This is a genomic window from Streptomyces sp. NPDC001401, from assembly GCF_042895385.1.
Classification (GTDB): domain Bacteria; phylum Actinomycetota; class Actinomycetes; order Streptomycetales; family Streptomycetaceae; genus Streptomyces.
In genome coordinates this window covers 36,558-48,946 of record NZ_JBIAWI010000030.1, presented here as the reverse complement: position 1 = coordinate 48,946, position 12,389 = coordinate 36,558, and the positions used below count along the sequence as shown (strand labels likewise).

The window sequence follows — 12,389 nt, the reverse complement described above, 5'->3', positions numbered from 1 at the left end:
CCTTGCATTCGCGCCGCCGGCAGCTCCACGGGGTCAGCCGGGGCTCAGGGGCGTCTTCCCGGCACTGAGCCGGAACTCGAAGCCACGTCGCGCGGGTGGGTAGGAGTGGCTGCCGTATTCGACGGGGCGGCCGGTCTGGTCGATCATGATGCGGGTCAGGGTGAGCAGGGCGCTGCCCTCGGCCACGTCGAGCAGCTCGCACTCCTCGGCCGTGGCGACGCGGGCCCCGATGGCGTGCTGGGCGGTGTACACGAGGACTCCGGCCGCCCGCATCAGGCCGTACAGACCGACGGCTGCCAGCCGCCCGTCGAGCCTGCTGAGCGCCTCCGGATGCAACAGGTCGGAGGGCAGATGGTTGCGCAGACGGCCGATGCACAGGCCGTCCGCGTACTGCAACCGTTCCAGGACGGTGACCTGGCCGCCCTCCGGGATGGCGAGGGCGGCCGCCACCTCGGGCGCGGCGGGTTCGGTCCTGCAGAACAGGACTTCGGCCGCGGGAGCGCGTCCGGCCTCGCGCAGGTCCTCGTGGACGGCGGCGAGATCGACGGTCAGTGGCGGCCGGCCGTGCGCCACATGGGTGCCGATGCCCCGGCGGCGTACGAGGAACCCCTGCTCCGTCAGCGACCGGATCGCATGGCGGACCGTGATCCGCGACAGGCCCATCTCCTCGGCCATCCTGGGCTCGCTGCTGAGCACCGCGCCGGGCGCCAACCGGCCGCACTCGATGGCGCGTCGGAGCTGCTCGGCGAGTTGCCGGTGCAGCGGTGTCCGGCTCGTGCGGTCCAGGACGATGCCGGGGAGCGTGGAGCCGCGCGCAAGGACATCGGGAGGTGCATCCCGCATGGCGTCGTCCTGACGTGTTGGGTGCAAGTACGGTCGACAGTGCGGGGGCGCGGTCCTCCAACGCCCCCGCGGCCCCGTCGTGATGTGCGCGATCAGCTCTCGGAGTCCGTCTCCATTTCCATTTCCATCTCGAGCTGCATCTGGGCCAGTTCGGCTTCGAGGTCGGCCATGGCCTCGCCGCCGGCCATGAGGTCGGTGATCTGCTCCCGGGTGCGTTCGCCCTTGCGGAAGTCGTCGGCCTTCTGGCCGCGGATCAGTACGGCGAAGTGGTCGCCGACCATCATGGCGTGGCGGACGTTGTGGGTGACGAGGATGACCGCGACGCCCTTGGCGCGGGCCTGCATGATGATCCGCAGGACGTGCGCGGCCTCCTTGACGCCGAGGGCCGCGGTGGGCTCGTCGAGGATGAGGACGTTGGCGCCGAAGTAGACGGCGCGGGCGATGGCCAGGGCCTGGCGCTCACCGCCGGACAGACTGCCCACCAGACGGCCGCCGTCGGTGACGCGGGTGATGCCGAGGGACTGCATCTCGCGTACGGCGATCTCGCCGGCCAGTTTCTTGTCGAACAGCTTGAACGGGCCGAAGCCCTTGGTGGGTTCGGCCCCGACGAAGAAGCAGCGGCCGACACCCATCAGCGGGAACGTGCCGCCGAACTGATGCACCGTGGCGATGCCCTGGTCACTGGCGTCGCGTGGGCTGTCGAAGACGACCGACCGGCCGTTGACCTCGATGGCGCCGGTGGTCGGCTTGTGGAACCCGGAGAGGATCTTGATGAGGGTCGACTTGCCGGCGCCGTTGTCGCCGAGCAGGCACAGCACCTTGCCGGCGTCCACCTCCAGGGAGATGTCCTGCAGCGCGTTGGTACCGAGGAACGACTTGCTGATACCGGTCAGACGGAGAAGGGGTGCGGTCATGGTCAGGCCTTCTTCGCGGGTCGGGAGGCGGACAGGGCGAGCCGGCGGAAGGTGTTGTTCATGAGCACGGCCGTGAGGATGAGGACGCCGAGGATCAGGCTGGCCCAGTCGGAGTTCCAACCGGTGTAGTAGATGCCCTGGTTGACGATGGCGAAGGTCAGGGTGCCCAGGAGCACGCCGAGAACGGAGCCGTAGCCGCCGGTCAGCAGGACGCCGCCGACGACCACGGCGATGATGGAGTTGAAGACGAAGGACTGGCCGTTGGCGACCTGCGCGCCGTTGTAGAGGATGGTCTGGATCACGCCCACCAGAGCGGCGCCGAAGCCACTGGCCATGTACAGGGCGATCTTCACCTTGGCGACCGGGATGCCCTGGGCGCGGGCGCTCTCCTTGTCGCCGCCGATGGCGAAGATCCAGTTGCCGTACTTCATCCCCTGCAGCACCACCGTGACGACGGCGGCGAGGCCGAGCCACCAGAAGATCGCCACCTCGAACTGGCCGCCGATCAGCTGGCCGAACAGCGACTTCGACAGCGGGTCGGGCTGGATGGCGACGCTGGTGGTGCCGGTGGTGACGCGGGAGAGGCCGAGGGTGAGGCCCGCAAGGCCGGAGAGGGTGGCGAGGGTGACGACCAGGGACGGGACATTGGTGCGGGTCACGATGATCCCGTTGAGCAGGCCGGTCAGCAGGCCGAGGCCCAGCGCGCACAGGATGCCGACGATCATCGGGGCACCCCAGTAGCCGGACACGATCGCCAGGGTCATCGAGCTGGCGGCCAGTACCGAGCCCACCGACACGTCGAGTTCTCCGGCGATCATCAGCAGGCCGACGGGGATGGCGATGATGCCGAGCTCGGCGGCGATGTTCAGCCAGCTCGCCGCGCCCGCCGGGGCGAGGAACTTCTCGCCGCCGAAGATCGCGAAGAAGACGAACACACTGATTGTCCCGATGAGCGCGCCGACCTCGGGACGGTGTCGCAGTTGCCCCAGCTTGCTCTCGGGCGGCTTCGGAGTGGCGACGGCGGGCTCTTTCTCGGCCGTCGTGTCGGGGAGTTGGGTTGTCATCGGTCTTCTGTCACCTTCGTGGATCTGGTTCCGGTGCGCGGCGGGTGTGCGCGGATGCGGTGCCGGGCCCCGCGGGGCCCGGCACCTGTGGGAGGGGGGTCAGCGGACGCCGGACTTGGTGCCCGCGATGGCCTGGGAGACGTTGTCCTTGGTGATCAGGAGCGGTCCGGTCAGCAGCGGGTCCTGCGGCGGGAACAGGCCGTAGGCCAGGTACTGGTAGGCCATCGATACGGCGTAGAAGCCCTGCAGGTACGGCTGTTGGTCGATGGCGAACAGCTGGGAGCCGGCCTTGATGCGGTCGAGTTGGGTCTGCGAGACGTCGAAGGTGCCCAGCTTCACCTTGTCACCGGCGTTCGCCTGCTTGATCGCGGAGGCGGCGCTGTCCGCGTCGGCGACACCGATCGTCACGAGGGCGTCGATGCTGCTGTCCTTCAGCAGCGCCCCCTTGATGGCCTGGGTGACGGCGGACGGGTTGCCGAAGTTGGAGGAGGGCAGGGCCAGTTGCTTGGACGTGGCCCCCTTGCTCTTGGCACCGTCCTTGATGCCCTTGCACCGGGCCTCGGAATTGGCCCCGCCGGGCAGGGTATTGACGCAGAGGATGTTCTTGGCGCCCGACTCGGCGAACTTGACGCCGCCCGCCTTGCCGGCCTCGTAGTCGTCGGAGCCGATGTACTTCAGACCGCCGACCTTCTTGGCCGCCGCGGAGCCGCCGGAGTTGTAGATGAAGACGGGGACTCCCTTGCCCGTGGCCTGCTTGAACGCGGAGTCCTGGTTGTCGGGCACCCAGTCCGGGCCGACGATCGCCGACGGGTTCTGCGACAGCGCGGTGAGCGTCAGCTTGGCGGCGTCCGGGCCGAGGTTGTCGTAGTTCTGCGGGCCCAGGAAGGTCACCTTGCCGCCGGCCGCCTGCACCACTTTCGCCGCGTCCTCGCCGCCGCGCTTGACCGCGGACCAGAACGGGTCGTCGGACTTGCCGCCGATGACGTAGATGGAGATCTTGCCGCCACCGTTGGCCGCGGCCGTCGCCGCACCGCCGCTCGCCGCAGTCTCGTCCGAGGAACCGCTCTTGGCGGCGCCGCTGCTGCACCCGGCCAGGGTGGTAGCCGTCGCGGCGAGCAGGCCCACCGCGGTGAGGACTCGTCGGGGAAGCCGGCCGGGCAACCGGCGCCGGGTTTGCGTGCGTTCCATGTGCGGGGTGCTCCTTCATGTGAAACCTGGCGCGAGCGTGGGGCGGGGCCTGGAGGACATCGGATTACATGTGGCGATTTGTCCCGCGCACACCAAGGGCGGCCCTGGGCGTGCGGAGGCGATGGGGCCGGACTGCCGCCAACCCGGATGGGGGCGTTGGGCGGAAGGGGGCCAGGCATCCACAGGTGGCGGAATGCGAGGGATGTGATGACTTTTTAAAGCGCTTTAGACGGTGCGCAGAGCATGCTTGTGTTTCGGGGGCGTGTCAAGACTTTGTGCAGACATGTGGACGTACCGTCCGGGCTGCTGGAAGGGCGGGCCGATCGACTTGCCGGCCCGGGAGGGCGACGTCCGGGTCGCCATCGAGATGCACCCGCACAACCTCGTCTTCTCGCCGGTCATCCCGAAGAGGCTGGTCGAGGCCTGCCGACGCAACAGGTTCGCCTCGTGGGCCTGAGCCTCGCTGCCCTGCTGCTCGGCATCACCGCACAGCTGCTGCTGGTCAGCGGCGTCCAGGAACGCACGCGGCCTGAGCGACCGCAATTGATCCACGGGTCATCACTCCTGCCTCCTCAGCCCGGCAGTAGGCCGGCGCGTCGAGCCGATGAGTTTGCTGGTTGCCTGAAGTCTTCCTTGTGAAAAGCCCGCCCCGTCGGCGGATCAGGAAACGCCGGATCCCGGTGTCATGGAGGGGAGATGGAGGCCAGGATGAACATCCCGATTCGGCTGTACATGTCGATGTCGCTCGACGGCTATATCGCCGGCCCGGACGATCGGCCAGGGCAGGAGCTCGGACGCGACGGTGGACGGCTCTTCAACTGGCTCGACGACCGGGAGGGCGATGGTCCGAGCGGCCAGGTCTACAGCGAAGCGCTGGCGACCGGCGCGGTGATCTCCGGCCGTCGGACCTTCGAACTCGCCGGGCGCTGGCAGGGCGATCACCACGACGGCGTGCCGATCTTCGTCCTCACTCACCAGGTGGATGACGGGGACGTGCCACCCGGCCACGCGCGTTTCGGCACCGATGTCGAGGACTGCGCCCGTCAGGCTCGCGCAGCCGCAGGGGACCGGCCGGTCATGGTCCATGGGGCGGGCGCGGCCCAAGCACTTCTCCGCGCCCGGCAGGTGGACGAGATGGAGATCCACCTGGTTCCGGTCCTCCTCGGGGACGGTCGACGGCTGTTCGACCACCTGGGTAGCGATCACATCGAACTCGACCTCGTCCGACGGCTCGAGGATCGAGACGTTACGCATCTCCGCTACCGGGTGCGCCGCCCCGGGGCGGCCGCGTGAAGACTCTCTTCGTCTCCTACCGCGTCACCGACCTGGACCGCTCGCTCGGTTTCTACACCGCCTTGGGCTACGCCGAACTGGGCAGGGTCGAGGTCGGCGACGGGGCTCGCCTCGTCATCCTCAAGTTCCCCGAGGAACCGGCGGCCTCGCTCGAACTGGTCTACCGCCCCGGCGACGGACCGGTCGACGTGGGCAGCGGTTTCGACCACCTCGCGATCCAGGTGAAGAGGCTCGCCACCACCCTGGAGACGCTCACCGAAGCCGGCCTGCGGCCCGAACCCCTCCAGTACCCGGGCGGCCCTCACGGCCCGAAGACGTCGTGGCTCACGGACCCGGACGATTACCGGATCGAGTTGGTGGAGTGGCCGTCCGGACATCCCGACGGCATCACCGCAGCAGACTTCGCCTGAGGCGGCCACGGTCTGCGGAGTGACGAAGCTTCCCCTCGGCGCGACCGCGGCGCAACGCGAGGCGACATCCCACCCCATCCACAGGTCTTGACGATTACTCCTGGTCCCGCAGGGAGTGTGTAAACGCGGTTCAGTTCAGCGGGCCAGGGGTTGTTTGGTCCAGCGGGCTCCGCCAAGCGCGTCGGCCTCCCCCTGGACTGACGGGCTCCCTCCACGCGCCATCGGTTCGAGGAGCGTCGGCGGCGAAACACGGCTTACAGCCGCCGCGGGCGCGGTGTCCGGCATGTGATTCCGGAGAAGCGGGATCAGGAGGCCGGCCGCCTGCGGCACGGAATCGGGCAGCCTGACGCCCGACGTGGCGCTACCGACAGCGCTGGCTTGGGGGTGCTGAGGCGTGTCTGGCCCGTTCAGCCTGCCCGAGTGGCCTGAGGGGCAGCGGCCACAGAAGCTGATCAGGGACAGCAAGGTGACGAAAAAGTGAAGGGAGGGTGAATGAAACATGTCTCCTTGGGTGACTGGACGTTGCCTTGGGTGCTCAGAGCGCGGCAGGTCCCCCACGGCGCGATCGTGGCGGGACTCCTTGTCGATCTCGCAGTTGATGGGCGTCAGGCCGCTGCCGTTCGCACCGTTCAGTTCCCACTCCGCCCTGCCGCCCAGGCCCTGGGCGTCCAGCCCGTGTTGGTGCGCACCGCTTTGCACCGGCTTGCCGATGCCGGGATGGTGAACTTCCACATCGACGATCATCCCGTCGACGGGCCACAGGCGACCGTCGAAGTGCTTCCTGTGATCTCGGCAGCTCCATCGCGACGGGCACCCGCGCACGGTAGCTGAGAGCACCCGTTGGATCACCGCGGGGGAGGCTCCACCGGCTGCGGCGCCTCGCCGCATGGCCGGCAGAAGCAACCCTTCCCGGGGATTCGGAAGTCTTAACGGGCGTCGTGCTCAGAGGATCAGCCTCTGTCGATTCGTCACGGCAAACCGATTGGAAGGGGCGCGCTCCATGGTGCTGAATCCGGACTTCTGCCTGGACGTTCCGGAGGGTTTCGACGACTCGGACGCTGAAACTGGGGTACACCCCATGGCCAGGAAGCTGTTCCCCGCCACAACTGCCGCGGAAGCCTTCAAGAAAGCCCATGAGTGGGTGCGGGAACAGAAAATCCGCCTGACAGACGTGTCCTGGGATTTCTTCCACGACGAGGACGAGCCGTACTGTCTGAGCGTCTATTTCACGTTCGAGCTGGATCCCGAAGTGTAGGGTCTCATCGCGCACAGCATGTCGATCTTGTCCGACCTGCGGGTGTCTGGCTGTCTCGCGGTTTGCCACCCAAGATCAGTTGTCGGTGTGCCATTGGCGATCTTCGGTTGCGCCTGGGCCGTGGTCTCTGACGGCACCTGCCGGCCGGGCAGCTGCTTCTCGTACCGCTTCCATCTGCGGTCGTCGCGCTTGTGCCGCTGGAATGCCGGCAGACGGCCCATGGCCAGTCGGTTGAGGATGCGCCGGTGCCGTTGCGGCCGGCGCCGCCGTTGCGGGTGACTTCCTTGCCCATAGCGCCGGCCGGCTCTTGAGCGGCGCCCTCGCCGCACCGGCGCGGTGTGAGGACCTGTCCGGACTGCCACCGGCCTGGATCGGTGTCGGTTCGCTGGACCTGTTCCATGAGGAGGACATCGCCTTTCGCGAACCGGCTGACGGCGGCAGGCGTGGAATGCGAACAGCTGGTGGTCGACGGCGCCTTCCACGACCGAGCTCGGTTCGATACGGCGTATCGTACAATGACTCGTATGCCTCGCCACTCCCCTTCACTCGACCGTGCGACCCCGGACCGCATCGCCGAGACCGCCCTTCAGCTGGTCGACGAGGGCGGCCCCGAAGCACTGACGTTCCGGGCGTTGGCCGCGAGACTCGGCATCTCCCTGGCGTCCGTCCAGCGCCGGTGCACGGACCTGGCCGGACTCCTGGACCTCTGCCTCGATCACCTGGCCGCCCGGCTCCCCATGCCCGTGCCGGACGCGAACTGGGCGACGGCCTCCGAGGCACGGTTCACCGCCCTGTACCGGCTGCTCGCCGCCCATCCGGGCCTGGTGACGCTGCGCGGGGCGCGCCCCTGGATGGGCCCGAACCTGCTGGCTCGCCTCGTGGAACCGCAGCTCGCCGACAGCATCGAGGCCGGGATGACCCCCAGGGAGGCGATCACCGCCTACCGGCGGATGTACCTGCTCACCCTTGGCAGCGCGGGCTTTGTCGACCACCGCGATCCGAAGTCCGCTCTGGCCGCGACTCGTACCGCGCTTGCCGCGCTCGACCCGGAGGACTTCCCCGTGCTGACCGGCCATCTGGCCGAAATCGTGCCCGCCGTCACCGACGACGAGGTCTACCACGGCGCCCTGCGTCAACTCATTGAGGCCGCCGACCCGGCCACGTCACGTGTCTCGCCCTCGGTCGGCGTCAAAGCACAGGAAGGACCCTGACCATGAACGCCACGGTTTCCACGGCGCGCATCTTCAGCAGCGACAACGCCGCCGGCACCTGCCCGGAGATCCTCGAAGCCGTGGCTCGGGAGATCTCCGGCCAGGCCCTGCCCTACGGGGCCGACGACAGCACGGCCGCGGTCCGACGGCGTCTGAGTGACGTATTCGAGCGCGAAGTCGACGTGCTGCTGGTCTCCACGGGATCTGCCGCGAACGCACTGAGCCTGGCCGCGTTGACTCCGCCCTGGGGCAGCGTGCTGTGCCACCGCGACAGCCACATCAACAACGACGAGTGTGGCGCGCCCGAGTTCTACACCGCAGGCGCCAAACTCGTTCCGCTCGGTGGCGACGACGCCAAGATCTCCCCCGACGAACTGCGGGCGGCCGGACGGCACAAGGCCGGAGACGTGCACAGCGTGGAGCCCTCGGCGGTCAGCCTCACCCAGGCCACGGAGACCGGGGCGGTCTACACCCTCGACGAGGTTCGCGTTCTGGGCGCGATCGCCAAGGAGGCGGGACTGCGGATGCACATGGACGGTGCCCGGTTCGCCGGAGCCGTCGCCTCGTTGGGTTGTGCCCCCGCCGAGCTGACCTGGCGGGCCGGCGTCGACCTGCTGTCCTTCGGAGCCACCAAGAACGGCACGATGACCGCCGACGCGATCGTCGTCTTCGACCGTTCCCTCACCGCCGAACTGGCCTTCCGCGCCAAACGCGCCGGCCAGCTCGCCTCCAAGATGCGCTTCCACGCAGCCCAGTTCGAGGCCTACCTCACTGACGACCTGTGGTTGCGCAATGCACATCACGCCAACGCCATGGCCGCGCGCCTCCAGGAGGGCTTGAAGGCGATACCCGAAGTCGGACTGCTCGGCGCAGCCGACGCGAACATCCTCTTCTGCCGCCTGCCCCAGCGCGTTACCGAAGGGCTCCTGGCCGACGGCTACGCCTTCTACCACGACCGCTGGGAGCCGGGGGTGGCCCGTTTCGTCACTTCCTTCGCCACCGCGCCAAAGGAGATCGACCACCTCCTTCAAGCCGTCCGCAGGCACGCCGCCTGACGGTTCGTCGGGTGAGCAGCGACGAGGGCAGGTCGCGCATGGCGTTATCCTCTTGCCGTAGCAGGCGCGAGGTGACCGCCATACACAGGCAGCGTTCGATGCCCACCTGTCCCGCACACATGGCGTACACATGGCCGTGCGCGTGCGGACCGCACCGCCGCGACTGTCGGCCTGGCTGCCGTGCTTCAACGACGTGATGCAGGTGTCCAAGTCGGCTGAGGCCCCGACCGCAGCCGGGGCAGAGCGTCCTCAGCGTCCCGCGGCCGAGAGCGGCGTGGCGGCTGCCGTCTCAAGGCCCTCCAGCTGGCCGAGTTCCGCGTCCGCTTGCTCGATGTTGACGGCCATGTCCGGGTCGACCTTTGTGAGCGCCGCGAGGAACTCGGCCCAGTACGCGGTGTCGTGGCCGCGGCCCACGGCGACGAAGTTCCAGGGAGCGTCCTCGGGGAGGCGGTTGAGAACGTAACGCCCGCCCAGATTCAGGGTGTTGGGGCCGTGGGGGCCGTGGGGGCCGTGGGGGCCGTCGGGGCCGGGGGTGCCTGGGGTCCATCGCGGCGCCGATGTGGGTGGAGCCGGTGCGCTCGATGAGGCGGAGCAGGGTGGCGGGGTTGTAGACGAGGTTGTGCGGGTGCATCTCGATGCAGATCCGAACGTGGGCACGCCGGGCGCGCTGCTCGGTGTCCTTCCGGAAGGGGGCGGCGGCCTCCGTCCACTGGTATTCGAGGACCTCGCTCGCTGCGCTGTTCCACGGTTCCACGCTCCAGGCGGGCGCGCGGCCGCCCGGGTCCGCGGCGGGCTGCCCGGACATGGTGGCGACGTTGCGGATGCCGAACAGTCCGGTCAGCTCGATGCTGGTGTGCCCTGGCTGTGCCGCGAGAAGACCATCGAAGTCGTCCGCCTCGACGGCAGCCGCGAACACGTACCCGTCGACCCGGAGGGCCGGCACGGCCTCCAGGACGAGGACGCCGTCTACCGCGTCGAATTCGACGCCCTCTCACGGGCGTTGGCCGACGGTGCGGAACCGGTCTTCGGGCAGGCGGACTCCGTCGGCCAGGCACGAGTCATTGAGGCCCTGCGCGAGTCCGGCGAGAGTGGCACTCCCCTCCGGCTCGGCGCCTGACAGGATCCGAAGTGCGGTCGATGGAACCGGCTTTGGCGAACGTCGTGTCGCCGTTGGCAACACCGCACGGGGCCCAGTTGCTGACACACGGTCACTGTCGACGTCGTCGGCTCACGTTTGACGGAGCTTAGGTGCGACTCTTGTTGAATTGATTCAAACTCGCACTGGTCCCATCTAGGCGGCGGCCACGGCCGCCGTCTTCGCCCAGTCGACCTGGATCGCCCCCGGCAGTGCCCATGCAGCGGGCTTCCCGGCTGATCCGGAGCTGGACCCGGTCCCGAATTCGGACGTGTTCACCCGGGTGCCGTCGGAGTACCGGCCGAAGTCCGGTTGGTGGTGGCCCGCAGGTTCATCACCGTCCTTCCATCGGAGCGCTCAGACGAGCAGCGTGTAGACGGCGACCGCAGCGAGTACTCCGCCGACCAGCAGCATCGGTACTCCCAGCACCAGGAAGAGCAGCGTGCCGAAGACCAGCCACCCGGCGGTACGGCGCCCGACCTGGCTGCTGGCCGGGTCCGCGGAGTCGTAGAGGATCTCGACTCGTTCTGCTCCGCCGCCGTCCGAGCCGGTGTGTTCATGGGGTGCGCCGTGAGTGTCGACGTACTCGTAGACGTACTGCGTGACGGGTCCGTAGGTGCCGTCGTAGACCCAGGAGTCCTTCAGCCGGCCTTCCACCACGATTCCCCTGGTGCGCAGCGCCCAGCCCTCCCGGAGCGCCCTCCAGCCGCCCTGGGCGGCCAGCCACCCGCAGGCGATCGGGCCGGGGCTCACCATCCACAGGATCACGGGGACCGGGCCCGCGCCGGTCGCCAGCAGCGCGACGGGCATCAGTATGTAGACGGCCCCTGCGGTCCGGCGGGCGCGGCGGCGGTTGTCCGGTGCCGGCCGCTCCAGCGGTTCCTGGGACACCAGCCGCACGCCGTCCGCCTGTGACTCGTCGGCGTCCCGCACGGGCAGCGCCCGGCGGACGGCCTCGGCGAACTCCCGGACGGCCGGTGCGCTGTGGGAGAGGAGGGTGTAGGTCACGGGGGCGCCGGTGGAGGTCAGCACGATGGTGAGCCTGCGGCCCTTCGGGCCGTTGACGTCCACCCGTTCAATCGCTGTCACGGGTATACGGCGGCGCACCGCGGCCGTGTCGAGCAGCAGTTCGCCGGAACCCAGCCGGGCAACGGATCTTCGGCGGCCGTGCAGTACCAGCGGCGATGTGTCGGTCGAGGTCACGCGGGCACCGTAGGCGAACCCGGCGACCGGAAGCGACGGTTCAGCTGTCTGCGGGGCGATGAGGCTCTCGACGGGACGGGTCATGAGCGCCGTGATCGGCGTCGGTCTTCCGGTGCTCGCGGCGAAGCCGTTCAACTATACGCGGGAGGGCGCCCGCCGGTCGCGCGGTGGCCGCGTGGAAGAGGATTCGGTGCGCCTCTTCGTTCCAGTCCGTCGCGCGCAGGGCGGAGACCACTGCCATTGATCCCGGTCAGATGCCCTCGCCGTGCGCCTGCGGCCACGGCCTGACCACCGTCACCGCCTACCTCGCCGACACCGCCGCTCCCATGCTCCGCGGCCGCTTCCCGAACGAAGCCTTACGGCAAGCGGCCTTCGGCGCCGTCGCCGAACTCGCCTACCTCGCCGGCTGGAAGCATCACGACCTCGGCCAAGAAGGCGCCGCCCAGCGCTACTACCAGGTCGGCTACCAACTCGCCTGCGAAGCCGACCCGCGCGGTCACGCCGCCTGGATGATGCGCGTCCTCGCCCACCAAGCCCTCAGCCTCAAGCAGCCCCACCACTGCGTCGACCTCGTCGAAGGCGCCCTCACGCGCGGCCTGGGCCACGTCGACGGCCAGACCGAGGCGCTGCTGCACATCACCCACGCCCGCGCCTACGCCGCCACCGGAGAGAAGCCCGCAGCGGCCCGCGGGGAAGGCCCGGAGGTCTCTCTCGACGGCTGGCAATAGAAGCGCCAACTGCGACCTGACTGGTTGCCAGAGCGCCCCTTCGCCAATCGATCTCGGCGCTGCGGGTACCAAGGCCATCGAGATGCGGGG

15 protein-coding genes and 1 pseudogene are annotated in these 12,389 nt (G+C 68.9%); 8 read left to right on the top strand and 8 right to left on the bottom strand.

The window, feature by feature from the left end; translation table 11 throughout:
* Positions 1 to 33 precede the first annotated feature (33 nt).
* The 5 genes from ACFY10_RS51910 to ACFY10_RS51890 all read right to left on the bottom strand — a co-directional run bounded on the left by ACFY10_RS51910 (position 34) and on the right by ACFY10_RS51890 (position 4,561).
* The gene (locus tag ACFY10_RS51910) at positions 34 to 843 is read right to left on the bottom strand and encodes a GntR family transcriptional regulator (protein WP_390672425.1); all 810 of its coding nucleotides are present in this window, start codon (positions 841 to 843) and stop codon (positions 34 to 36) included.
* Between the two features lie 92 nt (positions 844 to 935).
* Positions 936 to 1,757, bottom strand: a complete 822-nt coding sequence (locus ACFY10_RS51905; RefSeq protein ID WP_390672424.1) for an ATP-binding cassette domain-containing protein — start codon at positions 1,755 to 1,757, stop codon at positions 936 to 938.
* A 2-nt stretch (positions 1,758 to 1,759) separates the two neighbouring features.
* The gene (locus ACFY10_RS51900; protein ID WP_390672423.1) at positions 1,760 to 2,821 is read right to left on the bottom strand and encodes an ABC transporter permease; all 1,062 of its coding nucleotides are present in this window, start codon (positions 2,819 to 2,821) and stop codon (positions 1,760 to 1,762) included.
* A 99-nt stretch (positions 2,822 to 2,920) separates the two neighbouring features.
* Entirely contained in the window at positions 2,921 to 4,009 is a 1,089-nt protein-coding gene (locus ACFY10_RS51895; RefSeq protein WP_390672422.1) for a sugar ABC transporter substrate-binding protein, read from the bottom strand.
* Positions 4,010 to 4,234: 225 nt separating this feature from the next.
* Complete coding sequence (locus ACFY10_RS51890) at positions 4,235 to 4,561, bottom strand: hypothetical protein (protein ID WP_390672421.1); 327 nt, start codon at positions 4,559 to 4,561, stop codon at positions 4,235 to 4,237.
* Positions 4,562 to 4,717: 156 nt separating this feature from the next.
* Here ACFY10_RS51890 and ACFY10_RS51885 point away from each other — a divergent pair, with 156 nt between their 5' ends.
* Both ACFY10_RS51885 and ACFY10_RS51880 read left to right on the top strand, forming a co-directional pair.
* The gene (locus ACFY10_RS51885; protein ID WP_390672457.1) at positions 4,718 to 5,302 is read left to right on the top strand and encodes a dihydrofolate reductase family protein; all 585 of its coding nucleotides are present in this window, start codon (positions 4,718 to 4,720) and stop codon (positions 5,300 to 5,302) included.
* Entirely contained in the window at positions 5,299 to 5,712 is a 414-nt protein-coding gene (locus tag ACFY10_RS51880; RefSeq protein ID WP_390672420.1) for a VOC family protein, read from the top strand. The genes ACFY10_RS51885 and ACFY10_RS51880 overlap by 4 nt, the downstream gene beginning before the upstream one ends.
* Positions 5,713 to 5,847: 135 nt before the next feature.
* Here ACFY10_RS51880 and ACFY10_RS51875 read toward each other — a convergent pair whose 3' ends face one another.
* Entirely contained in the window at positions 5,848 to 6,456 is a 609-nt protein-coding gene (locus ACFY10_RS51875; RefSeq protein ID WP_390672419.1) for a hypothetical protein, read from the bottom strand.
* Between the two features lie 256 nt (positions 6,457 to 6,712).
* On the opposite strand from ACFY10_RS51875, the gene ACFY10_RS51870 reads away from it, so the two are divergent.
* The 3 genes from ACFY10_RS51870 (at position 6,713) to ACFY10_RS51860 (ending at position 9,233) form a co-directional block, all read left to right on the top strand.
* The gene (locus ACFY10_RS51870) at positions 6,713 to 6,967 is read left to right on the top strand and encodes a hypothetical protein (RefSeq protein WP_390672418.1); all 255 of its coding nucleotides are present in this window, start codon (positions 6,713 to 6,715) and stop codon (positions 6,965 to 6,967) included.
* A 524-nt stretch (positions 6,968 to 7,491) separates the two neighbouring features.
* Positions 7,492 to 8,178 carry a TetR/AcrR family transcriptional regulator gene (locus ACFY10_RS51865; protein WP_390672417.1) on the top strand — a complete coding sequence of 229 codons (687 nt, stop codon included), beginning with the start codon at positions 7,492 to 7,494 and terminating at the stop codon, positions 8,176 to 8,178.
* 2 nt (positions 8,179 to 8,180) lie between these two features.
* The gene (locus tag ACFY10_RS51860; protein WP_390672416.1) at positions 8,181 to 9,233 is read left to right on the top strand and encodes a threonine aldolase family protein; all 1,053 of its coding nucleotides are present in this window, start codon (positions 8,181 to 8,183) and stop codon (positions 9,231 to 9,233) included.
* 249 nt (positions 9,234 to 9,482) lie between these two features.
* On the opposite strand, the gene ACFY10_RS51855 is transcribed toward ACFY10_RS51860, so the two are convergent.
* Positions 9,483 to 9,647, bottom strand: a complete 165-nt coding sequence (locus ACFY10_RS51855; protein WP_390672415.1) for a hypothetical protein — start codon at positions 9,645 to 9,647, stop codon at positions 9,483 to 9,485.
* Between the two features lie 439 nt (positions 9,648 to 10,086).
* On the opposite strand from ACFY10_RS51855, the gene ACFY10_RS51850 reads away from it, so the two are divergent.
* Positions 10,087 to 10,350, top strand: a complete 264-nt coding sequence (locus ACFY10_RS51850) for a hypothetical protein (RefSeq protein ID WP_390672413.1) — start codon at positions 10,087 to 10,089, stop codon at positions 10,348 to 10,350.
* A gap of 375 nt (positions 10,351 to 10,725) precedes the next feature.
* On the opposite strand, the gene ACFY10_RS51845 is transcribed toward ACFY10_RS51850, so the two are convergent.
* The gene (locus ACFY10_RS51845) at positions 10,726 to 11,571 is read right to left on the bottom strand and encodes a hypothetical protein (RefSeq protein ID WP_390672412.1); all 846 of its coding nucleotides are present in this window, start codon (positions 11,569 to 11,571) and stop codon (positions 10,726 to 10,728) included.
* Positions 11,572 to 11,653: 82 nt separating this feature from the next.
* Between ACFY10_RS51845 and ACFY10_RS51840 the strand changes: the two genes are divergently transcribed.
* Positions 11,654 to 11,815 (top strand): hypothetical protein, encoded by a 162-nt coding sequence (locus tag ACFY10_RS51840; RefSeq protein WP_390672411.1) that lies wholly within the window; start codon positions 11,654 to 11,656, stop codon positions 11,813 to 11,815.
* A 31-nt stretch (positions 11,816 to 11,846) separates the two neighbouring features.
* Positions 11,847 to 12,260, top strand: a pseudogene (locus ACFY10_RS51835) (tetratricopeptide repeat protein); the annotation flags it as partial.
* Positions 12,261 to 12,389: the final 129 nt, after the last annotated feature.